Source organism: Pseudomonas sp. 05N433, assembly GCF_056396925.1.
The window spans coordinates 95,524-121,245 of the sequence record NZ_JBFTML010000010.1 but is presented as its reverse complement, the minus strand read 5'-3'; the positions used below and the strand labels follow the sequence as shown (position 1 = coordinate 121,245).

The following is a 25,722-nucleotide window of genomic DNA, read 5'->3' as shown; positions in this document are numbered from 1 at the left end:
ATCTGCCAACCCCCATTYTCCATTAAACTCCCCGCCCTCAAGGAATGCGCTCAGGACACGGAATGCCAGCCCCCTCTTTCTCTCTTCGCTCCACGATGGTGCTTTGGCTGTATGCCGCCGCGATCGTGCATGTGCTCGCCGGTCTCACGCTGACCTGGGCCGGTCATTCCGGATTACTTGACGGCTATCTTCACACCCTCGAACTCGCGTTCTGGGGCGCCGATGCGGTTCCTGCTGCCGGTCACGAGCAGCAGGTCTGGTGGCTCGCGTTGTTCGGCGCGACGCTGCAAAGTTATTCGCTGTACATGCTCGCGTTGGTGCACCTCGGCAACCGTCTTAAAGCACCCGCAATTTGGGGATGGTTGATGGCTGGCGTTCTGTTATGGGCACCGCAGGACATGTGGCTTTCAGCGCAAAAACAGGTCTGGTCGCATCTGTGGCTCGACGGTTTTGCGCTGCTGGTGCTGTTGCCGCCGCTGGTCTGGTTGCTGCGCCATGATCGTCGGAAATCCCCTCCAGAAAGATAGTGAGCAAGTCCAACCCGTTTGCCGGCGGCGCCTACAAGCGGGTGCTGATCAGCAAAAAGGGGACGAATTTATTTTGTAAAGTAGGTTTTAACTTTCGATAAATAAATATCTCCCCATTTTTTAAACTAAATGGAATTAAGCTCTGTGGTTAAAAATACAATTTTCTTGGCGTGCTCAGCATTTTTTGTATTTAGCGTCGCTACCGTTAAAGCAGAGCCGTTCTATTCCGCGAAGATATTACAGGCCGACTATTCTGCGGCCCCTAACTTGAGACTGCTAATTAGAATTCAAGATGTAGAAACGGGAAGTAATGAGCCGAGCGGCTCTACTCGAGCGGACTGTATGCGTGCTAGCAAGTCAGCTGCTCAGCCTGGGCCAACCCCTTGCTTTTCTTTCGAGCTGGATGAGGGAGATGGAAATGTCGGTGTTTTAAAGCAGACTCTGCTAAATGATCCGCAACGGGGAAGCGACCCAATTTATATTGAGTTGCTTTACAAGTCGGAGCAGACAAAAAATCAATATGGGTGGTTTGATAATAAAACGGTTAAGCTAAGAGTTGATGACAATAATGGATTGAATAACTGGGATGCGGATCTGCCTCAGAGTTTGCCTCAAGTAAAAATAGTGCAAGAGAGCGATATTTATCAGTTGGTTTTGGCGGATGCGGATGCGCTGCTTAATTCGGCTTACCATGATAAGGCAAATCGTTTAAGTGACGAAAAAAGAACCGCGTTTCGTGAGGTTCAACGAGCTTGGATGAAGTTTCGGGATCTCGAGTGCGTAAAGTCTATATATGGTGAGCAATCTGCTAGTTGCTTGATTCGTCTGACCCTTGATCGTGCCAGGCAAATCGCGGTTGCTCCGCCATCAAAGTAGCTGAAATAAACTTAAAAATAGGTATGTTCCATAATCAAGGATTGAAGACAGTGAAACGCTTTGTTTTAGGGTTAACCAGTGTGCTAATCGCGTTCGCGCTACTACCGGTTTCAGCCGCGTTCGCCCAAGACGACTGCAGTGAAGTCAGCTCTAGCCCGCAGGTTGTCCCGTGTTCCGAGGCTGCAAAGAACTCCGCAGATTCTCAGTTGAATACGAGCTATCACCAACTGATGGCAAGGCTTGAATCTCAATATTCAGTTGACCCGAAATTAGGGGTGGAGTATTCGACGCAGGTAAAGGAATCCCAGCGTGCGTGGATCAAATTACGGGATACGAATTGCACCGTAGAGGCGTTCGAGATTGAGGCAGCCAAGCCTGCTCATGTGGCGGTAGTGAACAATTGCATTGCAAAAATGAGTCAGGAGCGTTCGGCTTATTTGGACGGGATCGCGCCTGAGACTGTGGGTCGTTCAGGCAGTGGGGGCGGGGGAAGTGCTTCGTGTCCATCCTCAGACTTCGCGCAGTTTCTGCCAGTGTTTTCCGCCAATGCCGAGTCTCAAAAGCGCCTTACCGCACTGGCGGTAAAAATATTGGTATTGAAGCGCACCTCGGACCCTGGTCAATTTGAACCAAAAATTACTGCGGAGACTGGCGCCAGTTTGACGTTTCCGTTGATGGCAGCGATGGAGGGCAAGACTGAAGGGGTTGAGATCGAAACAGTCGATGACGCTCACATGAACGTTGTGGATAAACGGGCCGGTAACAGCAACATCAAGATTTTTAACTTTGCTAAAAAGTCGTGCTGGTCGCTGGTGGGAATTGAGGATTGGTCGATCAGCGAGAAGGAGCTTGTCGCACCCGATAGACCCGGAATGAGCCGCGCGGAGAACCTTTGTTATCAACGTGCTGAGGGCTTGGGTGGGTTGGGGTTTCTTGAACGATACCGTCTGACTGGGGAGTTGATTGAAGCGTCACTGGAAAACTATGTCTGTGCTGCAGAGTCGGGTGATCCACAGGCGAGTCTGTCGGCGGCAAGCTTAAGTCTTTCGCAGATGGCACCTCAGCTGGAAACCAGCAAGGTTGAGGCTTTGTTCAAAGCGGCATCGACGACAGCGAGCGGCGCGCTGGGTTATGCCACTTATTTTTGTAACGGTAATTCCACCGACTATAACGGCCCTTGCCTCCACCCCGAGCAGGCAGAAAGGGAAGTTATTCGCGCGGTTTCCATGGGATCCACAGAGGCGATGAACTACCTGGGGTCTTCTTTTGAGAGTGGTGAATTGGGAACAAAGGATGTGTCCCGGGCGTTGGCCTGTTATCAGATGTCAGCTGATAAAGGTAGCCCGGGGGGTAGCGACGGCGTGAAGCGTTTGGTTTCGCAAGGCTCAGACATAAAGGCCAGTCACTGCCTGTAAATTTCGCGGTGCAGGTATAAACGCTGAAGAAGGGGACTTTAAGTCCCCTTCGTACTTTTTTGCTACGCCTTCACCCGATGCTCCGCCGGATTCGGCGAATCAATGTGATCCAGCGCTCGCTCCACCAACAACTGCACCCCATCGGCCATTCTGCTGAGTGCCAGGGCGACTGAGCGGCGGGTGCCTTCGATGTCATCGGCCAGGTCGGCGGCGATGGCGCTGATGGACTTCAGGTCTTCTGAGGCATTGGCCAGGAGGGCTTCGGTGTCGATGTCGGGGGAGACGGTGAAGAGTTTGCCTTTGCGCTTGGGTTTTTCTTTGGGGGGTGGGGCGAAATGGTGGTCGAGGGCGCGTTCAGCGGCTTCGTGGAGCTTTCTGGAATCTAAGGATTCGTAGGGGGATGTGGCTGGGTTTTCTGGGGGATTCGGTGTTGGCTTGAACATAAAGTGTTACTCCAAAATTTAAGGAGCTGACACCGTTTCGCGTGCACTTCGAAAGAGGTGGCAGCTGTGCATAGGTGTGCAAGACCGGTGGAGTCACCCGGCAGACCCGAAGGTCTCCCATACACAGCAGCCATAACGATTCGCGAGCATAGGAAAACGCTCGATGAATTGCCATAACCGAATGTGTACTCCATCGGACTTGCACGTCCGAATCACCGATTTTTTCGGTGACGGATAGAGGTTATCGGTGAACGCCAAAGTCGCCTAGTTCACGGACAGCCCGGCGTTTTGAAGGAAATGTCCGAGAGGTTTGAGGGCATCAAGATCAAAAGATCGAAGCCTTCGGCAACTCCTACAGAAATGTGTTTCTTCAGGTGTAGGGCGGGTGTTGGGTGTGACGCGGAGCGTCACGGGATGCATTCCCACGCGGGAGCGTGGGAACGATCAAGGTTGAGGCGGTAAAGCGTGACTTAGCGGTCATCATGCGGGAAAAGCGGTTCATCTTCTTCTAACGCAACCCGATGGTGGCGTTCTGGCTTGGAGCGGCTACACTGCGCCGGCCGTTCATTTTTCTTTTGAGGCTGTGCRCATGAAATTTCGTTTTCTTCTGTGGATGCTGGGTTTGTTGATGGGTAAGGCCAGTCGGACTAATCCTGCGTTTCAGCAGCAGTTGGGTGACAAGGCATTGGTGTTTCAGCTACAGACCCTGGACGGGAAGGTGGCGCGGCATTTCGTGGTGAAGGATCAGCGCATTACCAGCAAGTCGGGCGTGTATGCCGAGCCGGCGTTTGCGATTGCGTTCAAGGACGCGGCGTATGGCTTTGCCACGATGCAGGCGAAGAACAAGCAGTTGGCGTTTATGCAGGGGATTCAGGACAAGTCGATTCAGATCAAGGGCAACCCGGCGCTGGTGATCTGGTTTCAGGGGTTGACCAAGTATTTGAAGCCTAGGAAGGCGAAGGCTAAGGCCTGAGAACCTTGATCCAGTCAGGAGTGGAGGAGGCTTTTGTGGCGAGGGAGCTTGCTCCCGCTGGGCTGCGAAGCGGCCCTAAAGCCTGAGACTTCGGTTGTATCTGACACACTGCGGCGGCTGGGTTGCGACTGCTGCGCAGTCGAGCGGGAGCAAGCTCCCTCGCCACAGAGGTTGTGGTGATCAGGTAGATCGGCGGGGGATTCATCGCGGGCAAGCCACGCTCCCACAGGGATCACCTGAAACCTGTGGGAGCGTCGCTTGGTCCGGGCGGCGATCCGACGATGCTTTTAGGCCTGGCTAAATTGCGAAGCCAATTCGCGCAGCAGCACTTCAGCTTCAAGCACTTTGCTGACCACATCGTTGGCCTTGTCGCGAGTCAGCCCCACACGTTCCAGCAAGGCATCCGGAATGTCTTCATCCGGCCCCGAGCCAATCCCGCGACTACGCAGCAAGCGCACTGCCAGGCACACGAGGTTTGGGTACTCGGCGTAGTCGCCGTCGTAGCTTGGGTCGTGCTGGAAGCGCAGGGCGGTGGCCAGTTCTTCGGGCATGTCCCAGTAGCGCATCAGCCATGAGCCGATCTGTTCGCGGCTGATGCCCAGCAGGTGTTGCTCGACGTAGCTGTGGCACAGGTGCGGGTTGACCTCCAGGTGGCGGCAGATCAGCGAGAAGTGCGGCGGGAAGACGTGGGCCAGCAGCAGGTAGCCGAAGTTGTGCAGCAGGCCGGCGAGGTAGGTCAGGCCGGCTTCCGGGCGCTGGGCGCGGGGCATGGCGCGGGTCAGGCCTTCGATGACGGCGGCGGTGTAGATCGATTGCTGCCAGTACGGCGTGGTGTGTTGCGGGTGGTCTTTGGGCAGGCTCAGGGTTTTGCCCAGGGCCAGGCCCAGCGCCAGGTTGATCACCAGGTCGAAACCCAGCACGCGGACGATGGCGTCTTCCACTGAACGAATCTTGCCCGGCGAGGCGTAGTACGGCGACGCCGCCCAGCTGACGACTTGGGCGGCCAGGGCTGGGTCGGTTTCGACCACGCCGGTGATGTCGTCGATGGTGGCGTTGGGGTCGACCCGCAGTTTGATGATTTTTTGCGCGGTTTCGGCCAGCGGCGGTATCTCGATGGTCGCTTCCAGGCGTTGCTGAATGCGCCGCGCGGTGAACGCTTGCACGGCCTGGGTGATTTCCTCGCGGTCATCGTCGGGACGGTCGAGGTTCGGGCGGATGCTGTGCACGGCTTCGCCGAAGTTGCCGGCGCTGGCCTTGGTCAGCATGGTTTTGAAATCTTCGCTGGTGATTTCCAGCAGCACGCCCGGCTCGCCCGAGTTGATCAGCAACTTCGGTTCGCGCAGCAGGCTTTCTTCATACAGGCACGGTGAGCTGGTGAGCGCCGGCAGGCCGGGCAGCAGGCTCAGGCTGTGTTTGCCGAGCATTTTTACCAGGCGTTCGGTGGATACGGCGGTCAACCGGCGGCCGGTGAGTTCGGCGAGGCGGTTGAGGTCGAGCAATTGACTTTGCGGAAACAGCACCATGAGCGCGCCGACGGCATCGTCCAGCAAAACTGCCTGCACTTTGCGTGCGGCGTTCAGGCCGTGATGGTCGAGGACTTCCTGGTAGGCGATGCCCAGCTTGCCGAGCAGCAGCCGAATAACAGACGGAGCGTGCGGGGTTTCGGGGGCGAGGGCAGCTTCTGTCATGGTCTGTATCCGTTTTCAAACAATTGCAGGAGTATAACCAGCTTGTTTAAAGCCAGGGTCCAGAAACTGCGACAGTGCTCACACTTGGCCGTATTGCTGCCCATGGCGTAGCCAGCGGTCGAGCAGCGGGCTGACGTGATCCGGCCAGCGTTCGAGCAAGGCCTGGGCGGCGTCGCGCACGGCTGGCAGTAAATCGGCGTCGCGCATCAGGTCTGCGACCTTGAATTGCAGCAGGCCGGTCTGGCGTGTGCCGAGCATTTCGCCGGGGCCGCGCAGTTCGAGGTCTTTTTCGGCGATGACAAAACCGTCGTTGGTTTCGCGCATGATGCCCAGCCGCTGACGGCCGATCTGCGACAGCGGTGGATGGTAGAGCAGCACGCAATGGCTGACGGCGCTGCCCCGGCCGACGCGGCCACGTAACTGGTGCAATTGTGCGAGGCCAAGGCGTTCGGGGTTTTCGATGATCATCAGGCTGGCGTTGGGCACGTCCACGCCAACTTCGATCACGGTGGTGGCGACCAGCAGTTGCAGGTTGCCGGCCTTGAATTCGGCCATGACGGCAGCTTTTTCGGCGGGCTTCATGCGGCCGTGGATCAGGCCGACCTTCAACTCGCCGAGGGCGGCGGTGAGGTCTTCGTGTGTGGTTTCGGCGGCCTGGCAGGTCAGCTCTTCCGATTCTTCGATCAACGTGCACACCCAATAGGCCTGACGGCCCTCGGCACAAGCGCCGCGCACCCGTTCGATCACTTCAACGCGCCGAGTGTCGGTGACCAGCACCGTGTTCACCGGGGTACGGCCGGGCGGCAATTCGTCGAGGATCGAGGTGTCGAGGTCGGCGTAGGCGCTCATGGCCAGCGTCCGCGGGATCGGCGTGGCGGTCATGATCAGCTGGTGCGGACACATCCGCCCGCCGACGCCTTTCTGCCGCAATGCCAAGCGCTGCTGCACGCCGAAGCGGTGTTGTTCGTCGATGATCGCCAGTGCCAGGTTCTTGAACTGCACTTCGTCCTGGAACAACGCGTGGGTGCCGACCACCATCGGTGCGCCGCCCGCGATCTGCTCCAGCGCGGCCACGCGGTTTTTGCCCTTGAGCTTGCCCGCCAGCCACGCAACTTCGATGCCCAGCGGTTCGAGCCAGCGCTTGAAGGTGATGAAGTGCTGCTCGGCGAGGATTTCGGTGGGCGCCATCAGCGCGACCTGATAACCCGCTTCCAGCGCCTGAAGCGCGGCGAGGGCGGCAACCACGGTTTTGCCCGCGCCCACGTCGCCCTGAATCAGCCGCAGCATCGGTTCGTGCTGGCTGAGGTCGTAAGCGATTTCGTTGCCGACCCGTTGCTGGGCGCCGGTCGGGGTGAAGCCGAGGTTAGCCAGATACTGTTGTGGCAGTTTCGTGGCTTTGGGCATGGCCGGCGCGCGCAGGGCACGCATGCTCTCGCGCAGGTGCTGCTGGGACAGTTGATGGGTCAGCAGCTCTTCGAAGGCCAGGCGGTGCTGGGCCCAGTGATGACCGAGGGCGAGCTCATCGACGTCAGCATCGGCGGGCGGGTGATGCAGGTAGCGGATCGCATCGGCCAGCGGCGCCAGTTGATAGTCCCGGGCCAGTTCGGTCGGCAGCCAGTCGGGCAAGCTGCTGGGGCCGAGCAGGGTCAGGGTTTGCATGCACAGCTGGCGCAAGCGCTGCTGAGTCAGGCCTTCGGTGAGCGGGTAGACCGGGGTCAGGGTTTCATCCACTGGCGGCGGCTCATCGCCGGTGATGGCGCGATATTCCGGGTGGTAGATCTCCAGCCCCGACGCACCGGGCCGGGCTTCGCCGTAGCAGCGAATCCGCGTGCCGCGTTTGAGGCCTTCTTTCTGGGCGTTGCTGAAATGGTAGAAGCGCAGGCTGAGCCCGCCGGTGCCGTCCTGCAGACGGACAACCAGGCTACGGCGCCGGCCCATGACCACGTCGGCGCCGCTGACGGTGCCTTCGATCACCGCGTCTTGCCCGGGTCGCAAATGGCCGATCGGGACCACGCGGGTGCGGTCCTGATAGCGCAACGGCAGGTGGAACAGCACGTCCTGGAGATTCTCCAGACCGACCTTGGCCAGTTTCTCGGCCATGGCTTCGCCGACACCCTTGAGTGCCGTCACCGACACTTGCGACAACTCGGTCATGACAGCGACTTAACCGGCCACCACCGGCGCTGGCGGCTTGGCCACCGAGCACAGGCGAATGGAGTCGGCGAGGATTTCAATCGCCTTGGGCCGTGGGAAGCTCGCGCGCCAGGCGATGGCTACGGTGCGGAATGGCACCGGCGCACTCAATGGACGCACTTCGATCACGCCGGGGGCGTAGTGGTGGCTGTCCACCGCCGACAGCGGCAGGATCGAAATGCCCAGGCCAGAGGCGACCATGTGGCGGATGGTTTCCAGCGAGCTGGATTCCACGGTGGTGTGCTTGGCGCCGTCGTTGCCTTTGGCCAGGGTCGGGCAGGCTTCCAGCACTTGATCGCGGAAGCAGTGGCCTTCGCCGAGCAGCAGCAGGCTCTTGTCGTTGAGCAGGGCGGCGTCGATGGATTCTTTTTGCGTCCACGGGTGCTGGGCCGGCATCAGGACGTAGAACGGCTCGTCGTAGAGCTGCAACGTCAGTACATCGGCTTCGTTGAACGGCAGGGCGATGATGATCGCGTCGAGCTCGCCGTTGCGCAGTTTGTCGCGCAGCACGTGGGTGAAGTTTTCTTCGATGTACAACGGCATCTGCGGGGCGACCCGGTGCAGTTGTGGAATCAGGTGCGGGAACAGGTACGGGCCGACGGTGTAGATCGCGCCAACTTTCAGCGGTGCAGTCAGCTGGTTCTTGCCGGCCTGGGCCAGTTCGCGGATGCCTTGGGCCTGTTCCAGGACTTTTTGCGCCTGGGCGACAATGCCTTCACCGACCGGGGTCAGGCGCACGGCGCTCTTGCTGCGCTCGAAAATCAGCACACCGAGTTCGTCTTCAAGCTTTTTCACGCCCACCGACAGGGTCGGCTGGCTGACGTGGCAACGCTCGGCCGCGTGACCGAAGTGCTGCTCTTGGGCGAGGGTAACGATGTAGCGTAATTCTGTGAGAGTCATAGCAAGCGTCCATGAAGTTGCGGGCCAAGCATACCGGCTGCAATCGATAGACGCACGTTATCAGACTGAGTGTGCTAAGTGACACTGGGCAATGCAGGTTTGCCGTTTCCAGATATGCAAAAAGGCACCTTTCGATGCCTTTTATAGGTTTTGTAACCGCCGAAGAACCTGTGGGAGCGGCGGTGTTTTTAGCGTCGGCGTTCCAGCGAGTAAACAAACGGTGCAACGATTTCGATGGTGCCGTTGTTCAGCATGTCGGCTGGTGGCTTGGGCAGCGGTTGGGCGCGGCGGATCATTTCCAGGGTAGCCCGGTCCAGATCGGCGTTGCCGGAGCGGCCCACCAGTTCGAACGACAGCACGTTACCTTCGGCATCCACCACAAAGCGCAGACGGTTCAAACCTTCCTTGCCGCGTTGCTGTGCGCTGGCCGGGTACTTTTTGTACTTGGCCAGGTGCGCGAGCAGGGTGCCTTGCCAACTGGCCTTGGCGGCTTGTTGCGCGGGCGATGGACCGGGAGCCGGCTGAGCGGACTTCTCCGTCGGCGCCTGGGTTGGCTGCGTGTCGCTAGGCTTCTCCTCGGAAGGCTTTTCCTTCGGTGGCTCCGGCTTTTTCTCCACAGGCTTGGGCGGTTGCGGCTTCGGCTTGGGTTTGACCGGCTTGGGCACGGCAATCTCGGCCTTCGGCGCTTCAGCGAGTTTCGGAATCGGTAGTTCTTCCACCGGCGCCGGCGGCTGTGGCGGCGTGATCACCTTCGGCGGTGCGGGCGGTGGCGGGGCCGGCATCGGCGCCAGCTCGACCATCATCGCTTGCGGCGGCAGCTCGATCGGCGGGCGCGAGGTCCAGTTCAGCGCGAGCGCAATGGCCAGCGCATGGACGCCCAGCACCACGGCCAGGCTACCGCTGTAACGCGTCAGCTTTTGGCGCGTGTTGATCATTTTTTGGCTGCCGTCTCGAGTCCGACCAGACCGACCTTCAGGTAGCCGGCGGCGCGCAGGGCGTCCATCACGCTCATCAGGTCGCCGTAGTCCACGCCTTTGTCGGCCTGGAAGAAGATCGTCGTGTCTTTCTTGCCCTGGGTCTTGGCGTCGAGTGTGGCGCCGAGGGCTTCGGTCTTCACTTCGTCTTCGCCGAGGAACAGGCGCTGGTCAGCTTTGACGCTGAGGAACACCGGCTTCTCTGGTCGCGGCGCCGGTTTGGCGGTGGAGGCGGGCAGGTCGACCTTGATGTCCACGGTGGCCAGCGGCGCCGCCACCATGAAGATGATCAACAGCACCAGCATCACGTCGATGAACGGCGTGACGTTGATTTCGTGGTTCTCGGCCAGATCGTCGTCTGCGCCTTCTTTCAAATGCAGGCCCATGGCCGATTACCCCACTTTCACCATGTGCGGTTGCGAGCTGCGCTCGGGCGGCTGGTGGTCGAGGTCGCGGCTGACCAGCAGCAGGACTTCCGCCGAGGCGTCGGACACTTGTGCCTTGTAACCGGCAATGGAGCGGGCGAAGACGTTGTAGATGACCACCGCAGGAATCGCTGCAACCAGACCCAGCGCGGTCGCCAGCAGGGCTTCGGCGATGCCGGGGGCCACGACGGCGAGGTTGGTGGTCTGGGTTTTGGCGATGCCGATGAAGCTGTTCATGATGCCCCATACGGTACCGAACAGGCCGACGAACGGCGCGGTGGAACCGATGGTGGCCAGCACGCCGGTGCCGCTGCTCATGTTGCGACCGCAGGCTGCGACGAGGCGCTCGAGGCGGAAGCTCACGCGTTCCTTGATGCCTTCCTTCTCGCGGCTGTTGGCCGACAAGCGCATTTCTTCCAGCGCGTCGTGGACCAGCAGGTTGGCCAGGGTGCCTTCCTTGGCCGCCGTGGTGCTGGCTTCCTTAAGGGTGGCGGCTTTTTTCAGATGAGCGATTTCAGCGCGCAGACGACGCTTGGCGCCCATCAGCTCGAAGCCCTTGGCGATCCAGATGGTCCAGGTGATGATCGAGGCGATGGCCAGGCCGATCATCACGATTTTCACGATAATATCGGCGTTCTTGTACATGCCCCATGGCGACAGGTCGTGGGCCATGCCCAGGGAGTTGTCGGCTTCGAGAGCTTGCGGCATGTCCGCGGCGTCTACGGCCTGGACCGGATCGGTCGCGACAGGTGCGGTTTGAACGGCTGGTGTTTGAGTAGCCGCAGGCTGTGTGGCCGGCGCTTGCGCATCGGCGAATGCGGCGGTCGGCGCCAGCATCAGGCTGAGCAGCAGGGCGGCTACCGCGCTCCAGGCGCGAGGTCGTTTGGTTGGCGAAGCGGAGAGTTGATTGCGTGTCATGCTGGCCGGACCTGAGAGGAAAAGACGGTAAGTGTTCTTCCAGGCCTCGTAAGGCCGAGAACAAAAGTGGCTGGCATTATTGCAATTAATTCTTGTTAACAAAAGTAATAGCGTCTCTTTTTTTCTTCCATTGCTAGCTGCTTATCCATTTCGGGCGCTAGTCTGTACCTTTCTTGAGGGAGTCTTCTGATGTCCGCGCCTTCTGTTTTGATCGCCGGCTGCGGTGATGTCGGCAGCCGTCTGGCTACGCAATTGCTGGCAGGGCACTGGCAGGTTTATGGCCTGCGCCGCAATGTGTCGCGCTTGCCGGCCGGAGTGGTTGGTGTTGCGGGTGACCTGTTCAGCGCGCAATGCCCGGCTGACTGGCCGACCACGCCACTGGACTATCTGGTGTACAGCGCCGCTGCCACCGACCACGACGAGGCGGGCTATCGCGTCGCCTATGTCGAAGGCTTGCAGCATGTGCTGGGGTGGTTGAAACAACATGGCCAGCAGCCAAAGCGCATTCTGTTTGTCTCCAGCAGCAGTGTTTACGGTCAGCAGGACGGTGAGTGGGTCGATGAAACCTCGCCGACGGTGGCGGGCGGTTATTCGGGGCGTTTGATGCTGGAAGCCGAGCAAGTGGCGCGTGATAGCGGCATCCCGGCCAGCATCGTGCGTCTGACCGGTATTTATGGTCCGGGTCGAGAGTGGCTACTGACTCAGGTTCGTCGCGGTTATCGCGTGGCGATCGATCCCCCGCTGTACGCCAATCGCATTCACGTCGACGACGCGGCGGGGTTGCTGGCGTTCCTGCTTGAGGCGGATCGGCGTGGAGTGGCGCTGGATGATGCCTATATAGGTGTCGATGATGCGCCTGCGCCAATGGCAGAGGTGGTGGGCTGGTTGCGTGAGTATCTGGGCGTGACCGAATGGGCCGATGATGCCAGTGTGCGTCGTGCCGGCAGCAAGCGCTGCAGCAATGCTCGGGCGAAGGCGTTGGGCTGGGCGCCGAAGTATTCGAGTTTCCGCGAGGGCTATGCCGCGATTCTTGAAGGCCGCTGCTGACTTCCGGTCACCTCAAACCAAATGTGGGAGCAGGCTTGCTCGCGAAGGGGACATAACATTCAACATCATCGTTGATTGTTACACCGCTTTCGCGAGCAAGCCCGCTCCCACATGGGTTCTGCGTTGGCCTCAGGGCCGGCTTACTGCTTTTCGAGCAACCACTTGCGATCACCCGGTGTGAACGAAGGCATCTCGTCCGCCAGTGCAGTGTTCACCGTCTGGAAAATCTCCAGTTCTTTGCCCTTGCGCGCAAAGATCCAGGTATTGCCCTGGCCATTCAACTGCAGCCAGATGTTGTCGTTGCCGCCGCTCATCGACGCGCAATCGCCCGCCAGGCACAGGGCATAGCGATCTGCACCGGGCAGACCGGCGACCTGACCGTCTGCCTGGAACTGGACGGTGCTGCCTTCGCCCGGGCCGCTGAGGATTTTCCAGCTGCCGCCCATGTAAGCCGAATACAGCGCGCGCTCGAAACTAGCGCCAATAGGCGCTCCTTCCGGAACCTGGACCGATGCACGGTCGAAGACTTGCTCGGGCTCGTTGTCGTTGGCAGCCTGGTTCAGTCGCTTGCCATCACGCTTCAACTCGCTGGCGGAGCTGCCATAAAAGTCGACATTCCAGGCGCCGGACTTTTCGCCCAGCAGCTTGCCTTCGACGTTTTCAAAACCATTGGTGTAGCGGGCCTGACCGGCCCTGGTGTTGACGTTCCATTCCAGATTCGGGCCATAGGCCTGGAGCGCTTCACGCAGGGGGCCGCCTTTGGATGCGGCATCGATCGCCACCTGGTTGATCCAGGTGCCGCTGATATCACGGTCGGCAGGGTTGCTGGCACATCCGCCCAAGAGTAGGGCGACCAGCGAGAGAGCTAGCGCGTGGCGCATGGTGGAATCCTTTCAGAACCCTTTGTACAAGATCAGTCGGCGCAGCCTCGCAAGGCTGCGCCAGACACATTACTCGATGACCAGAATGGCATCCATTTCAACCTGCGAACCCTTTGGCAGGGCTGCAACGCCGATGGCGGCGCGGGCTGGGTAAGGCTGGTCGAAGTACTTGCCCATGATCTCGTTGACCTTGGCGAAGTGGCTCAGGTCGGTGAGGAAAATGTTCAGTTTGACGATGTCTTTAAACGAACCACCGGCGGCTTCAGCCACGGCTTTGAGGTTCTCGAACACCTGGACGGTCTGGGCTTCGAAGCCTTCGACCAGTTCCATGGTTTTTGGGTCCAGAGGAATCTGACCCGACATGTACACGGTGTTGCCAGCCTTGATCGCCTGGGAGTAAGTACCGATGGCGGCCGGGGCCTTGTCGCTGTTGATAACGGTCTTGGTCATGTATGACTCCTTGTGAAGGGTGGGCTACGCGCGCATGCGGGTGATGCGGATGACCCCGGTCAGGGCGCGCAGTTTCTTGATCACGCGGGCCAGGTGCACGCGGTCGTGCACGCTGACCACCAGTTGGACCACGCTGATACGACCGTCGCGTTCGTCCATGCTGATTTTTTCGATATTGCCGTCGGCCGCGTTGACGCTGCTGGCCAGCAAGGCGATCAGGCCGCGCTGGTGTTCCAGTTCGACGCGCAGCTCGACGTTGAATTCGCCGGTGACATCCTTGGCCCACGAGAGCTGGATGCATTTTTCCGGGTTGTGGCGGATTTCGCTGATGTTGCGGCAGTTGTCCAGGTGCACCACCATCCCTTTGCCGGCGGACAGATGGCCAACGATCGGGTCGCCAGGGATCGGCGTGCAGCACTTGGCGTAACTGAGCACCAGGCCTTCGGTACCGCGAATGGCCAGCGGACCTTCCGGGCTTGGCAGCTGTTCGCCTTCGCCGAGCAGGCGGCGGGCGACTACGTAAGCCATGCGATTGCCCAGTCCGATGTCTTCGAGCAGGTCTTCGATCAGTTCCAGGCGATATTCGTGGAGCATCAACTGCACACGCTCGGCCGGGACTTTTTCCAGCGAGCTGTCGAAACCGTTGAGCACCTTGTTCAGCAGGCGTTCGCCGAGGCTGATGGATTCGGAGCGGCGTTGCAGCTTAAGCGCATGGCGGATGTGGGTCCGCGCCTTGCCGGTGACCACGAAGTTGAGCCATGCCGGGTTCGGCCGTGCGCCGGGGGCGCTGACGATCTCGACCGTGGAGCCGCTTTGCAGCGGTTCGGACAGCGGCGCGAGACGACGGTTGATCCGGCAGGCAATGCAGCTGTTGCCCACGTCGGTGTGTACCGCGTAAGCGAAGTCGACCGCCGTGGAGCCTTTTGGAAGTTCCATGATCCGGCCCTTGGGCGTGAACACGTAGACCTCGTCCGGGAACAGGTCGATCTTCACGCTCTCGATGAATTCCAGCGAGTTGCCGGCCCGTTGCTGCATCTCCAGCACGCCTTTGACCCAYTGGCGGGCGCGGGCATGAGTGCCTTTGGGCTGTTCGTCGCCGCTGGATTTGTACAGCCAATGGGCGGCGATGCCATTGTTGGCCATCTCTTCCATTTCACGGGTGCGGATCTGGATCTCGATCGGTACACCGTGCATGCCGAACAGCGTGGTATGCAGCGACTGGTAGCCGTTGGCCTTGGGGATCGCGATGTAATCCTTGAAGCGCCCCGGCAACGGTTTGTACAAATTATGCACAGCACCCAGCACGCGGTAGCAAGTATCGACCTTGTCGACGATGATCCGGAACGCGTAGACGTCCATGATCTCGTTGAAGGCCCGACGCTTGCCGCGCATTTTTTTGTAGATGCCATAGAGGTGTTTCTGACGACCGCTGACCTCACCCTGGATGCCGTCGATGGCCAGGCAGTGGCTGAGGGACTCTTCGATCTTGTTGACGATTTCCTTGCGGTTGCCCCGGGCGCGTTTGACCGCCTGGTTGATCCGCGCGGAACGCATCGGGTGCATGGCCTTGAAGCCGAGGTCTTCGAATTCTATGCGGATGGCGTGCATGCCCAGCCGGTTGGCGATGGGCGCATAGATTTCCAGGGTTTCCTTGGCGATCCGCCGGCGTTTTTCGCCGGACAGCACTTCCAGGGTACGCATGTTGTGCAGGCGGTCGGCCAGCTTGACCAGGATCACGCGAATGTCGCGCGCCATGGCCATGGCCATTTTCTGGAAGTTTTCGGCCTGGGCTTCGGCTTTGGTCTCGAAGTTCATCTGGGTCAGTTTGCTGACCCCGTCGACCAGTTCGGCCACGGTTTCGCCGAACTGCGCTTGCAGCGCTTCCTTGGCAATACCGGTGTCTTCGATCACGTCATGCAGCATTGCAGCCATCAAGCTTTGATGGTCCATGTGCATGTCGGCAAGAATATTCGCCACCGCAAGAGGATGCGTGACGTACGCCTCACCGCTGCGGCGGCGTTGACCGTCGTGGGCTTGTTCGGCGTAGAAGTACGCTCGGCGGACCAGGTTGACCTGGTCCTTGCCGAGGTAGGTCGATAAGCGATCGGCGAGGGCGTCTATGCTCGGCATGATAATTCCTGCCGTTTGCTATGACCCCGCGCCGTGCTACGTCGACCAGGCATGGCTTATACTGCCTCGTTGGACTCGTCCTCGAACGCTGCGAACAGCGGTTCGTCTTCGACGATTTCAGCGTTGGCGATGAACTCGTAGCTCATCAGGCCTTCAGCGATTTCACGCAGCGCTACAACTGTAGGCTTGTCGTTTTCCCACTGAACCAGGGGCTCTTTGCCACCAGTGGCCAGTTGACGGGCACGCTTGGTAGAGAGCATGACCAGCTCAAAGCGGTTTTCCACGTGTTCTAGGCAGTCTTCAACGGTTACGCRGGCCATGGTATTCCTCGGAGCGAATGCAATATGCGCGCTGCCCGGTTGGGCGAGCGGACTCAACAGTTTAAAAAATCACCAGCGATTAGGGAAGCGCTGATTTTTTGACCAGGCTCTTCAACGCGCTATAAGCACCAATGTAAAGCCCTTGCAGCGGTTTTGGGAAGAGCTGATTAGCCGAGCAATTCAGCTAATAATTTGCCATGACGCTGCTGCTGACGCTTCTGATGCAGCTGATTGGCGCGGAAAATCGCCTTCAGATCGTCCAGTGCGTGGGCGAAATTGTCGTTGATGATCAGGTAATCGTAGTCGACGTAATGGCTCATCTCGCTGACGGCTTCGCGCATCCGGCCTTCGATGATCTCGTCACTGTCCTGGCCGCGATTGGTCAGGCGTTGGTGCAGGGCCTCCAGGGACGGCGGCAGAATGAAGATCGAACGGGCCTGGGGCATCAACTTGCGCACTTGCTCTGCACCCTGCCAGTCAATTTCCAGAATCAGGTCGTGACCTTCATCCAGGGTCTGCTGCAGGTGGCTTTGCGAAGTGCCATAGAGATTGCCGAACACTTCGGCGCGCTCGAGGAAATCTCCGTGCTCGATCATCTTCACGAACTCGCTGCGTTCGACGAAGTGATAGTTCACGCCGTTCACTTCACCAGGGCGCATGGCGCGGGTGGTGTGGGAGACCGAGACGCGGATCTCCTGATCAGCGTCGGTCAGGGCTTTGACCAGGCTGCTCTTGCCCGCACCAGAAGGTGCGGAAATGATGTACAGGGTGCCGGTACTGTGGGTCATGTCAGGTTTGCCTTACTCAATATTCTGTACTTGTTCGCGCATCTGCTCGATCAACACCTTGAGGTTGACCGCCGCTTGGGTGCTGCGCGGGTCGAAGGCTTTGGAGCCCAGTGTGTTGGCTTCGCGGTTGAGCTCCTGCATCAGGAAATCCAGGCGTCGACCGGCAGCGCCGCCGGATTTGAGCACCCGGCGAACTTCGATGATGTGAGTGCTCAGGCGATCCAGTTCTTCGGCGACGTCGCTCTTTTGCGCGAGCATGACCATTTCCTGCTCCAGGCGCTGCGGGTCGAGGTCGGCCTTCATGTCGGTGAAGCGGTCGAGGACTTTCTGACGCTGCGTGGCGAGCATCTGCGGGACCAGCTCACGCAGGATCACCACATCTTCTTCAATGGACGTCAGGCGTTCGTTGATCAACCGCGCCAGCTCCGCGCCTTCGCGCTCGCGGCCGGCCTTGAGTTCTTTCAGGCCTTGGTTGAACAGCGCCATTGCTTCGGCATTCAGCGCTTGCGGGTCGGCGGCGTCGGCCACCAGCACGCCGGGCCAGGCCAGGACTTCCAGCGGGTTCAGCGCGGCAGGGTTCTTGATCAGGCTGGCGACGGTCTCGGCGGCAGCGACCAATTGCGCGGCGCGCTCGCGGTCCACTTGCAGCGGTTTGCCAGTGCTTTCTTCGGTGAAACGCAGGGTGCATTCGAGCTTGCCCCGGGAAATTCCCTGGCGCAGGGCTTCGCGGACGGCGCCCTCGAGGTCGCGGAAAGATTCCGGCAGGCGCAGATGGGGTTCCAGGTAGCGGCTGTTGACCGAGCGCAGCTCCCAGCTCAGGGTGCCCTGGACGCCGGCTTTCTCGACGCGGGCGAAGGCGGTCATGCTGTGCACCATGGAGGTACCTCGCAATGCAGGTCGGCGCGTAACCCATGGTTCGCGGACCCGCTATCTGTGAATTAAAGCCGACAGGCAGCAAAGGCGCAGGATTGTAGCGCAGTGGGGCGGATGCGCCCAATCACACGCTGTGACAATGGGCTGCAGGCCGTCGGCTACGCTCTATTCAGAGCCTTCAATCGTCGGGTGATTTTTTTAGAAGTGCCCACTCGCGGCCCACGGCTCTATAATGCTCGGCAGTTTTCCGTCCCCCGTACAGGTAATCCCTATGAAACGTCCAAGTGGTCGCGCTGCCGATCAGCTCCGCTCGATCCGCATTACCCGCAACTACACCAAACACGCCGAGGGATCTGTACTGGTCGAGTTCGGTGATACCAAGGTCATCTGCACCGTCAGCGTCGAGAACGGCGTGCCGCGTTTCCTCAAGGGGCAGGGCCAGGGCTGGTTGACCGCTGAATACGGCATGCTGCCGCGCGCCACTGGCGAGCGTAACCAGCGTGAGGCGAGCCGCGGCAAGCAAGGTGGCCGCACTCTGGAAATCCAGCGGCTGATTGGTCGTTCCCTGCGCGCTGCGCTGGACATGTCCAAGCTGGGCGACGTCACCTTGTACGTCGACTGCGACGTGATCCAGGCTGATGGCGGCACCCGCACCGCGTCCATCACCGGCGCCATGGTTGCACTGGTCGATGCCTTGAAAGTGATCAAGAAGCGCGGCGGCCTCAAAGGTGGCGACCCGCTCAAGCAAATGATCGCTGCCGTTTCGGTAGGCATGTATCAGGGCGAACCTGTGCTTGACCTCGACTACCTGGAAGACTCGGCTGCCGAGACTGACCTCAACGTGGTGATGACCAGCACTGGTGGTTTCATCGAAGTCCAGGGCACTGCCGAAGGCGCACCGTTCCAGCCAGAAGAGCTGAACGCGATGCTGGCACTGGCGAAGAAAGGCATGATCGAGATTTTCGAACTGCAGAAGGCTGCACTGGCTGACTGATTGTTTTGATGTCCGGCAAAGGAGAGCGCCATGAGTGATGAACAGCAGTTGCTTCCCACCCCGAGCTCCGAGGCTCGCCAGTGGGCGATGTTTTGTCACCTCTCGGCGTTTCTCGGTGTCTGGTTTCCGTTCGGTCACCTGATCGGGCCGCTGATACTCTGGCAGTGGAAGCGTGAAGCCGACCCGTTCATCGATGCCCAAGGCAAAGAAGCGCTGAACTTTCAGATTACCGTGGCCCTGGTCTCGGGCATCTGTTACGTGCTGATGCTGGTGTTGATCGGTTTTGCGCTGCTGCCGCTGGTCCTGATCGGGGCGATGGTGCTGTGCATCATTGCCGGGCTCAAGGCCAATGACGGGGTGCCTTACCGCTATCCCTTCACCTGGCGGTTGATCAAATAACAGGCAGTAAAATCAGCACGCACAAAAAAGCCGACAGCAATGTCGGCTTTTTTGCATCTGCGAAAAGACGCTTAGATCGTCAGCGTCCAGTCGTAGTCCACGATCAACGGTGCGTGCTGCGAGAACCGTGGCTGACGTGGCAGGCGTGCGCTGCGTACGAAGCGGCGCAGGCCAGGGGTCAGCAACTGGTAGTCGAAACGCCAGCCCAGGTTGAGCATCTCGGCCTGTTCGTTGTCCGGCCACCAGCTGTACTGGTCGCCTTCGCGGCTGACTTCCCGCAGGGCGTCGACATAACCCATGTTGCCGACAATCTCGTCCATCCAGGCACGCTCAGGCGCCAGGAAGCCCGGGGATTGCTGGCTGTCGCGCCAGTTCTTGATATCCAGCTTCTGTTGCGCCACGTACAGCGAGCCACAATAAATGTACTCGCGACGTTTGCGTCGCTGTTTATCCAGATAACGGGCGAAGTCGTCCATTAGCTTGAACTTCTGGTTCAAGTCTTCATCGCCATTCTGCCCCGAAGGGAGCAGCAAGGTCGCGATGCTGACCTTGTCGAAATCGGCTTGCAGGTAGCGCCCGTAGCGGTCGGCCGTCTCGAAGCCGAGACCGCTGATGACAGCCTTCGGTTGCAACCGCGAGTACAAAGCCACGCCACCTTGGGCGGGAACTTCGGCTTCGCAGGCATAAAGGAAGTAGCCATCCAGTTGGAAGGCTGGATCGTCCAGTTCAAAGGCGGAGGCGCGGGTGTCCTGCAGGCAGATGACGTCGGCATTCTGTGCTTGCAGCCAACTGAGCAAACCACGCTCGACTGCAGCCTGAATACCATTGACGTTCACACTGATGATCCGCATAAGTGGCCCCAAAAATCGCGTGCGGGTATGATACACGGCGTCTACCTAATTAGCTAAATCCGTGGTATTTGGGGTTTTTTTCATGCAAGCGTATCAACGCGATTTCATTCGTTTTGCCATCGATCGCGGCGTTTTGCGCTTCGGTGAGTTCACCCTGAAGTCCGGGCGCACCAGTCCATACTTCTTCAATGCCGGCCTGTTCAACTCAGGGAAGGCCCTGGCACAGCTGGGCCGTTTCTATGCGGCAGCCATCGTCGAGAGCGGTATTTCCTTCGACGTACTGTTCGGCCCGGCCTACAAAGGCATCCCGTTGGCGGCAGCCACCGCCGTKGCACTGGCCGAACATCACGACCGTGACCTGCCATGGTGCTTCAATCGCAAGGAAGCCAAGGCCCACGGCGAAGGTGGCAGCCTGGTTGGCGCGCCATTGACTGGCGACGTGCTGATCATCGACGACGTGATCACCGCGGGCACCGCCATCCGCGAAGTGATGCAGATCATCGCTTCCCAGGACGGCGCCAAAGCTGCCGGTGTGCTGATCGCCCTGAACCGTCAGGAGCGTGGCAATGGTGAGTTGTCGGCCATCCAGGAAGTGGAACGTGACTTCGGCATTCCGGTGATCAGCATCGTTTCGCTGAACCAGGTGCTGGAGTTCCTGGCTGACGATCCGCAGCTCAAGCAACATTTGCCTGCGGTTGAAGCCTACCGCGCCCAGTTCGGCGTGTAATCACGCTCCCACAGGGATTGCAGACAGCAAAAGACCCCGCTCAGCATGTTGAGCGGGGTCTTTTGTTTATGTATGGCCCAGTCCCCCAGCATTATTTTTTGCTGGTGCTGCTGAATGTCTCGGCTTTTTTGATCCCGCTGGGTTCATTGGTTTTCTCCGGGTACGGATCAGCCACAGCATCGCCCTGGCCAGTCAGAATTCTCCAGCCATGACGGGTGTGTGCGGTCTTGCGGAGTTGCGGGCAGGGCGGCATCGATGTTTTGCCCTGATTCGAGTATTCGTGACCGCAATCGACACAGGCATCGGTGCCAGGTGAAACATCGCTGCCGTAAGGGACGTAGTCTTTTTGCATGGGTAGACCTCCTGTGGATTCAGAGAAGATCCTATGCAGATTGCTTCCTTCGTGAAGTCGGACGTTTCGCCCAATCAGGTCAGGCATTTCCGGCGCGCATAAAAAAGATCGCAGACTTCGTCAGCTCCTACAGGTTTTTCGTACATCCGAAATCCGTAGGTGCTGCCGAAGGCTGCGATCTTTTTAAGGTTTTGAATCAGGGACGCTTGCGATTGCTGATCAGCGTACCCACACCGGTGTCGGTGAAGATTTCCAGCAGAATTGCATTTGGCACCCGACCATCAATGATCAGCGAGCTGCCCACGCCACCCTGTACCGCTTCCAGCGCGCAACGGATCTTCGGCAGCATGCCGCCGTAGATGGTGCCGTCGGCGATCAGGTCGTCGACTTGCTGGGTGCTCAGGCCGGTCAGGACCTTGCCGCTCTTGTCCATCAGGCCGGCAATGTTGGTCAGCAGCATCAGCTTCTCAGCTTTCAGAGCCTCGGCCACTTTACCGGCCACCAGATCGGCGTTGATGTTGTACGACTCGCCGTTGGCACCGACGCCGATCGGCGCGATCACCGGAATGAAATCGCCTTTGACCAGCAGGTTCAGCAGGTCGGTGTTGATCCCGACCACTTCGCCGACGTGGCCGATGTCGATGATTTCCGGCTGGGTCATCTCAGGGGTCTGGCGGGTGACGGTGAGCTTCTTCGCGCGAATCAGCTCGGCGTCTTTACCGGTCAGGCCGATGGCGCTGCCGCCGTGACGGTTGATCAGGTTGACGATGTCCTTGTTGACCTGGCCGCCGAGGACCATTTCCACCACGTCCATGGTCGCGGCGTCGGTGACGCGCATGCCATCGACAAAGTGGCTCTCGATCGACAGTCGCTTGAGCAGGTCGCCGATTTGCGGGCCGCCGCCGTGAACCACCACCGGGTTGATGCCGACGGCTTTCATCAGCACGATGTCGCGGGCGAAGCCGGTTTTCAGCTCCTCGCTTTCCATCGCGTTGCCGCCGTATTTGATCACCAGCGTCTTGCCGACATAGCGGCGAATGTAAGGCAGCGCTTCGGACAGGACCTTGGCGGTGTTGGCGGCGGCTTCGCGTTCGAGGGTCATTCAGGGCTCCGGGTGCTTCAATAGATCAAAACGGTAGTTGGAGATCAGGTGCAACGCGCTTCAGCTGGACGTGGAATACATCCTTGATGCGCTGCAATTCAGCCTCGTCATCGGCCTCGAAGCGCAGCACCAGCACCGGTGTGGTGTTGGAGGCGCGAACCAGGCCCCAGCCTTTGGCATAGTCGACTCGCACGCCGTCAATGGTGGTCAGGTCGGCGCCTTCACCCCACTGTGCGTCGTGCAGTGCATCAATGATGCTGAATTTGCTCTCTTCGGTCACATGGATATTGATTTCCGGCGTAGAAATATCGTTCGGGAAGGTCGCGAACAACTCTTCCGCGGTGGATTTCTCTTTGCTGAGGATCTCCAGCAGCCGCGCGGCGCTGTAAATGCCGTCGTCGAAACCGAACCAGCGCTCCTTGAAGAAGATATGCCCGCTCATTTCGCCGGCCAACAGGGCGCCGGATTGTTTCATTTTCTTTTTGATCAGCGAGTGACCTGTTTTCCACATCAGTGGGCGACCGCCATATTCTTTGATCAGCGGGATCAGGCGACGGGTGCATTTGACGTCGAAGATGATTTCCGCGTCGGGGTTGCGTGCTACCACATCCTTGGCGAACAGCATCAGCAGGCGGTCCGGGAACACGACGCTGCCGGTGTTGGTGACCACGCCCACGCGGTCGCCATCACCGTCGAAGGCCAGGCCCAGGTCGGCGTTGGTTTCCTTGACCTTGGCGATCAGGTCTACCAGGTTTTCCAGCTTGCCCGGGTCCGGGTGATGGTTCGGGAAGTTGCCATCGACATCGCAGAACAGCGGGATGACTTCGCAGTTCAGGGCTTCGATCAGTTGCGGGGCAATCACGCCGGCCGCGCCATTGCCGCAATCGACCACCACTTTCAGGCGGCGGGCGAGTTTGATGTCCTGGACGATTTCGGTGTTGTAGCGGTCGAGGATCTCGACCTTGGTGATGCTGCCCTTGCCGCTGCTCAGGTTGTTGGTCTTGAGGCGGTCGTGCAGGGCCTGGATCTGTTCGTTGGCCAGGGTATCGCCAGCTATGACGATCTTGAAGCCGTTGTAGTTCGACGGGTTGTGGCTGCCGGTGAGCATCACCCCGGATTTGCCGGCCAGTACGTTGGCGGCGTAGTACAGCGCTGGCGTTGGCACCAGGCCGACGTCGCTGACGTGGCAACCGCTGTCGGCCAGGCCCTGAATCAGTTGTTCCACCAGTTCCGGGCCGGACAGGCGACCGTCGCGGCCGACGGACACATTGGGCTCGCCCTGGGCCAGGCTCTGGGAGCCGATGGCGCGGCCGAGCCAATAAGCCGTTTCCGCGTTCAAGAATTCCGGGACGGTGCCACGAATGTCGTAGGCGCGGAAGATGCTGTCGGGGAACTTGGGTGCGACTTGGGCTGGGGTGCTCATCTGTAGGAATGCTCCATCTCGAAAGTGGCTAGACCTGCCGGCGAAGAACTCGTCGGCTGGCTCGGACTGAAGGGTATGACGGCGTTTTCCGCAGAGAGTTCGTGGTGCGAAAAGGCCATGTCACCAATGTCGACGAGTATTGGGTCGATCAATGCCTTGATTTTCAGTGGTAAACCTTCCAGATGACGTCTGTGTGATTTGTGGCGAGGGAGCTTGCTCCCGCTTGAATGCGCAGCACTCACAACGTCGGCAATAGTTGCCAGAGTCGTGGGGCAGCTTCGCTGCTCAGCGCGAGCAAGCTCGCTCGCCACAGAGGGCATATCAGTGACTGCCTGAATGTCCGAACCCGCCAGTGCCGCGCTGGGTTTCGACGAACTCTTCGACCATTTCGAAGTGCGCTTGAACCACTGGTACCAGAACAAGTTGTGCGAGGCGTTCGCCAACGACCATGTTGAAGTCGGTCTGGCCACGGTTCCAGCACGACACCATCAGCGGGCCCTGGTAATCGGAGTCGATCAGGCCGACCAGGTTGCCCAGCACGATGCCGTGCTTATGGCCCAGGCCTGAGCGCGGCAGAATCAAGGCCGCCAGGCCCGGATCGCCGATGTACACCGACAGGCCGGTAGGGATCAGCAGGGTCTCGCCCGGCTTGATGACAGTGTCTTTTTCCAGCATGGCGCGCAGGTCGAGGCCGGCGGAGCCGGGCGTGGCGTACTGCGGCAGCGGAAATTCGCTGCCGATGCGTGGGTCGAGGATCTTGGCTTGCAAAGCGTGCATGTAAATTAAACCTGGTTCAGACGTTCGGCGATAAAAGTGATCAGCTGGCGGGCAATCTTGCCTTTGCTGGTCTGGGCAAAAATAGTGGCGTGCAGCTCACGGTCGATCACGCTGCAGGCGTTTTCTTCGCTGTTGAAGCCAATACTCGGGTTGGCGACGTCGTTGGCGACGATCAGGTCGAGGTTCTTGTCTTTCAACTTGCGGGCAGCGTAGTCGAGCAGGTGTTCGGTTTCGGCGGCAAAGCCGACACTGAACGGACGGTCGGGACGGGTGGCGATGGTGGCCAGAATGTCTGGGTTGCGTACCATCTGTAGCAACAAGCCGTCGCCGCTTGTAGGGTCTTTCTTGAGTTTCTGTGGGGCCACGACTTCCGGACGGTAGTCCGCGACCGCTGCCGAGGCGATGAACAGGTCGCAAGGAATCGCGGCTTCACAAGCGGCGAGCATGTCCCGGGCGCTGACCACGTCGATGCGCGTGACGCGATCCGGAGTCGGCAGGTGCACCGGGCCGGTGATCAGGGTCACGCGGGCGCCGGCTTCTACCGCGGCTTCGGCCAGGGCAAAGCCCATTTTGCCGGAGCTGTGGTTGGTGATGTAGCGCACCGGGTCGATGTTTTCCTGGGTCGGGCCGGCGGTGATCAGCACGTGTTTGCCGGTCAGCGCCTGGCGCTGGAAGCAGTCTGCCGCGCACTGGGCGAGGTCGGTGGCTTCGAGCATGCGGCCCATGCCGACGTCGCCGCAGGCCTGGCTGCCGGAGGCCGGGCCGAAGACTTTGAAGTCGCGGCTTGCGAGGGTTTGCAGGTTGGCCTGGGTCGCCGGGTCGCGCCACATGGCTTGATTCATCGCCGGCGCCACGGCGACTACCGCGTCGGTGGCCAGCACCAGCGTGGTCAGCAGGTCGTTGGCAATGCCTTGGGCCAGGCGAGCGATCAGGTCCGCAGTGGCGGGGGCGATCAATACCAGGTCGGCCCATTTGGCCAGTTCGATGTGACCCATGGCGGCTTCGGCCGCCGGGTCCAGCAGGTCCAGGTGGACCGGGTGCCCGGACAGGGCCTGCATGGTCAGCGGGGTAATGAATTCGCTGCCGCCACGGGTCATGACCACGCGCACTTCGGCGCCCTGGTCGATCAGGCGGCGAACCAGCTCGGCGCTCTTGTAGGCAGCAATGCCGCCGCCGACGCCCAGAACGATGCGTTTCCGATACAGCCGCTGCATAGGTCTGCCTTTCATTTCGTTGATGACTGCATGGCGATACCCCCTCCCCAGGGGTGAAATCG

General features: G+C 59.7%; 26 protein-coding genes and 1 pseudogene. 8 read left to right on the top strand and 19 right to left on the bottom strand.

Annotation, left to right across the window (positions count from 1 at the left end; all coding sequences use genetic code 11):
- The first annotated feature begins 62 nt into the window (after window positions 1–62).
- The 3 genes from AC1DIS_RS07580 (at window position 63) to AC1DIS_RS07570 (ending at window position 2,818) form a co-directional block, all read left to right on the top strand.
- The gene (locus tag AC1DIS_RS07580) at window positions 63–527 is read left to right on the top strand and encodes a hypothetical protein (RefSeq protein ID WP_026331816.1); all 465 of its coding nucleotides are present in this window, start codon (window positions 63–65) and stop codon (window positions 525–527) included.
- Between the two features lie 342 nt (window positions 528–869).
- Window positions 870–1,403: a lysozyme inhibitor LprI family protein gene (locus tag AC1DIS_RS07575; RefSeq protein ID WP_019580453.1), complete on the top strand. Its 534-nt coding sequence runs from the start codon at window positions 870–872 to the stop codon at window positions 1,401–1,403.
- Window positions 1,404–1,453: 50 nt separating this feature from the next.
- Window positions 1,454–2,818, top strand: coding sequence for a lysozyme inhibitor LprI family protein (locus AC1DIS_RS07570; RefSeq protein WP_477748464.1), 1,365 nt, complete (start codon window positions 1,454–1,456; stop codon window positions 2,816–2,818).
- 62 nt (window positions 2,819–2,880) lie between these two features.
- On the opposite strand, the gene AC1DIS_RS07565 is transcribed toward AC1DIS_RS07570, so the two are convergent.
- On the bottom strand, window positions 2,881–3,261 hold the full coding sequence (locus AC1DIS_RS07565; protein WP_477748465.1) for a DUF6124 family protein: 381 nt from the start codon (window positions 3,259–3,261) through the stop codon (window positions 2,881–2,883).
- A 589-nt stretch (window positions 3,262–3,850) separates the two neighbouring features.
- Here AC1DIS_RS07565 and AC1DIS_RS07560 point away from each other — a divergent pair.
- Complete coding sequence (locus tag AC1DIS_RS07560; protein WP_477748466.1) at window positions 3,851–4,234, top strand: helicase; 384 nt, start codon at window positions 3,851–3,853, stop codon at window positions 4,232–4,234.
- 287 nt (window positions 4,235–4,521) lie between these two features.
- Here the strand turns inward: AC1DIS_RS07560 and AC1DIS_RS07555 are convergent, their stop codons facing one another.
- The 6 genes from AC1DIS_RS07555 to exbB form a co-directional block, all read right to left on the bottom strand.
- Window positions 4,522–5,922, bottom strand: coding sequence for an aminoacyl-tRNA deacylase and HDOD domain-containing protein (locus AC1DIS_RS07555; protein ID WP_018927474.1), 1,401 nt, complete (start codon window positions 5,920–5,922; stop codon window positions 4,522–4,524).
- A 78-nt stretch (window positions 5,923–6,000) separates the two neighbouring features.
- On the bottom strand, window positions 6,001–8,076 hold the full coding sequence (gene recG / locus AC1DIS_RS07550; RefSeq protein WP_477748467.1) for an ATP-dependent DNA helicase RecG: 2,076 nt from the start codon (window positions 8,074–8,076) through the stop codon (window positions 6,001–6,003).
- Window positions 8,077–8,085: 9 nt separating this feature from the next.
- A complete protein-coding gene (locus AC1DIS_RS07545) occupies window positions 8,086–9,015 on the bottom strand; it encodes a hydrogen peroxide-inducible genes activator (protein WP_008007618.1) in 930 nt (309 codons plus the stop codon).
- A 188-nt stretch (window positions 9,016–9,203) separates the two neighbouring features.
- On the bottom strand, window positions 9,204–9,950 hold the full coding sequence (locus AC1DIS_RS07540) for an energy transducer TonB family protein (protein ID WP_018927476.1): 747 nt from the start codon (window positions 9,948–9,950) through the stop codon (window positions 9,204–9,206).
- Window positions 9,947–10,375 carry a TonB system transport protein ExbD gene (gene exbD, locus AC1DIS_RS07535; protein ID WP_007934588.1) on the bottom strand — a complete coding sequence of 143 codons (429 nt, stop codon included), beginning with the start codon at window positions 10,373–10,375 and terminating at the stop codon, window positions 9,947–9,949. Before exbD ends, AC1DIS_RS07540 begins: the two co-directional genes overlap by 4 nt.
- Window positions 10,376–10,381: 6 nt before the next feature.
- Complete coding sequence (exbB, locus tag AC1DIS_RS07530) at window positions 10,382–11,332, bottom strand: tonB-system energizer ExbB (RefSeq protein ID WP_064621107.1); 951 nt, start codon at window positions 11,330–11,332, stop codon at window positions 10,382–10,384.
- 189 nt (window positions 11,333–11,521) lie between these two features.
- Between exbB and AC1DIS_RS07525 the strand changes: the two genes are divergently transcribed.
- The gene (locus AC1DIS_RS07525; RefSeq protein ID WP_477743565.1) at window positions 11,522–12,379 is read left to right on the top strand and encodes an SDR family oxidoreductase; all 858 of its coding nucleotides are present in this window, start codon (window positions 11,522–11,524) and stop codon (window positions 12,377–12,379) included.
- A gap of 140 nt (window positions 12,380–12,519) precedes the next feature.
- Here the strand turns inward: AC1DIS_RS07525 and AC1DIS_RS07520 are convergent, their stop codons facing one another.
- The 6 genes from AC1DIS_RS07520 to AC1DIS_RS07495 all read right to left on the bottom strand — a co-directional run bounded on the left by AC1DIS_RS07520 (window position 12,520) and on the right by AC1DIS_RS07495 (window position 17,824).
- Window positions 12,520–13,260 (bottom strand): hypothetical protein, encoded by a 741-nt coding sequence (locus AC1DIS_RS07520; protein ID WP_018927479.1) that lies wholly within the window; start codon window positions 13,258–13,260, stop codon window positions 12,520–12,522.
- 69 nt (window positions 13,261–13,329) lie between these two features.
- On the bottom strand, window positions 13,330–13,710 hold the full coding sequence (locus AC1DIS_RS07515) for a RidA family protein (RefSeq protein WP_003177257.1): 381 nt from the start codon (window positions 13,708–13,710) through the stop codon (window positions 13,330–13,332).
- A gap of 24 nt (window positions 13,711–13,734) precedes the next feature.
- The gene (spoT, locus tag AC1DIS_RS07510; protein WP_007934594.1) at window positions 13,735–15,840 is read right to left on the bottom strand and encodes a bifunctional GTP diphosphokinase/guanosine-3',5'-bis pyrophosphate 3'-pyrophosphohydrolase; all 2,106 of its coding nucleotides are present in this window, start codon (window positions 15,838–15,840) and stop codon (window positions 13,735–13,737) included.
- A gap of 56 nt (window positions 15,841–15,896) precedes the next feature.
- Window positions 15,897–16,160: a DNA-directed RNA polymerase subunit omega gene (gene rpoZ / locus AC1DIS_RS07505; RefSeq protein ID WP_477780808.1), complete on the bottom strand. Its 264-nt coding sequence runs from the start codon at window positions 16,158–16,160 to the stop codon at window positions 15,897–15,899.
- Window positions 16,161–16,327: 167 nt separating this feature from the next.
- A complete protein-coding gene (gene gmk, locus AC1DIS_RS07500) occupies window positions 16,328–16,948 on the bottom strand; it encodes a guanylate kinase (protein ID WP_018927481.1) in 621 nt (206 codons plus the stop codon).
- 12 nt (window positions 16,949–16,960) lie between these two features.
- Window positions 16,961–17,824 (bottom strand): YicC/YloC family endoribonuclease, encoded by an 864-nt coding sequence (locus AC1DIS_RS07495; RefSeq protein ID WP_018927482.1) that lies wholly within the window; start codon window positions 17,822–17,824, stop codon window positions 16,961–16,963.
- A gap of 268 nt (window positions 17,825–18,092) precedes the next feature.
- On the opposite strand from AC1DIS_RS07495, the gene rph reads away from it, so the two are divergent.
- Complete coding sequence (gene rph, locus AC1DIS_RS07490; RefSeq protein ID WP_007934600.1) at window positions 18,093–18,815, top strand: ribonuclease PH; 723 nt, start codon at window positions 18,093–18,095, stop codon at window positions 18,813–18,815.
- A gap of 30 nt (window positions 18,816–18,845) precedes the next feature.
- The gene (locus tag AC1DIS_RS07485) at window positions 18,846–19,214 is read left to right on the top strand and encodes a DUF4870 domain-containing protein (protein WP_018927483.1); all 369 of its coding nucleotides are present in this window, start codon (window positions 18,846–18,848) and stop codon (window positions 19,212–19,214) included.
- Between the two features lie 71 nt (window positions 19,215–19,285).
- Here AC1DIS_RS07485 and AC1DIS_RS07480 read toward each other — a convergent pair whose 3' ends face one another.
- Window positions 19,286–20,065, bottom strand: coding sequence for an exodeoxyribonuclease III (locus tag AC1DIS_RS07480; RefSeq protein ID WP_007934608.1), 780 nt, complete (start codon window positions 20,063–20,065; stop codon window positions 19,286–19,288).
- A gap of 82 nt (window positions 20,066–20,147) precedes the next feature.
- Here AC1DIS_RS07480 and pyrE point away from each other — a divergent pair, with 82 nt between their 5' ends.
- Window positions 20,148–20,792: an orotate phosphoribosyltransferase gene (pyrE, locus tag AC1DIS_RS07475; protein WP_018927484.1), complete on the top strand. Its 645-nt coding sequence runs from the start codon at window positions 20,148–20,150 to the stop codon at window positions 20,790–20,792.
- A 91-nt stretch (window positions 20,793–20,883) separates the two neighbouring features.
- Here the strand turns inward: pyrE and AC1DIS_RS07470 are convergent, their stop codons facing one another.
- From AC1DIS_RS07470 to coaBC, 5 genes and pseudogenes are all read right to left on the bottom strand, one after another.
- Entirely contained in the window at window positions 20,884–21,144 is a 261-nt protein-coding gene (locus tag AC1DIS_RS07470) for a hypothetical protein (protein ID WP_477743566.1), read from the bottom strand.
- A 196-nt stretch (window positions 21,145–21,340) separates the two neighbouring features.
- On the bottom strand, window positions 21,341–22,246 hold the full coding sequence (gene argB, locus AC1DIS_RS07465) for an acetylglutamate kinase (RefSeq protein WP_018927486.1): 906 nt from the start codon (window positions 22,244–22,246) through the stop codon (window positions 21,341–21,343).
- 25 nt (window positions 22,247–22,271) lie between these two features.
- A pseudogene (locus AC1DIS_RS07460) lies at window positions 22,272–23,648 on the bottom strand (phosphomannomutase/phosphoglucomutase); the annotation flags it as partial.
- A gap of 342 nt (window positions 23,649–23,990) precedes the next feature.
- A complete protein-coding gene (gene dut, locus AC1DIS_RS07455; RefSeq protein WP_018927488.1) occupies window positions 23,991–24,446 on the bottom strand; it encodes a dUTP diphosphatase in 456 nt (151 codons plus the stop codon).
- 5 nt (window positions 24,447–24,451) lie between these two features.
- Window positions 24,452–25,660, bottom strand: a complete 1,209-nt coding sequence (coaBC, locus tag AC1DIS_RS07450) for a bifunctional phosphopantothenoylcysteine decarboxylase/phosphopantothenate--cysteine ligase CoaBC (RefSeq protein WP_064621105.1) — start codon at window positions 25,658–25,660, stop codon at window positions 24,452–24,454.
- Window positions 25,661–25,722 lie beyond the last annotated feature (62 nt).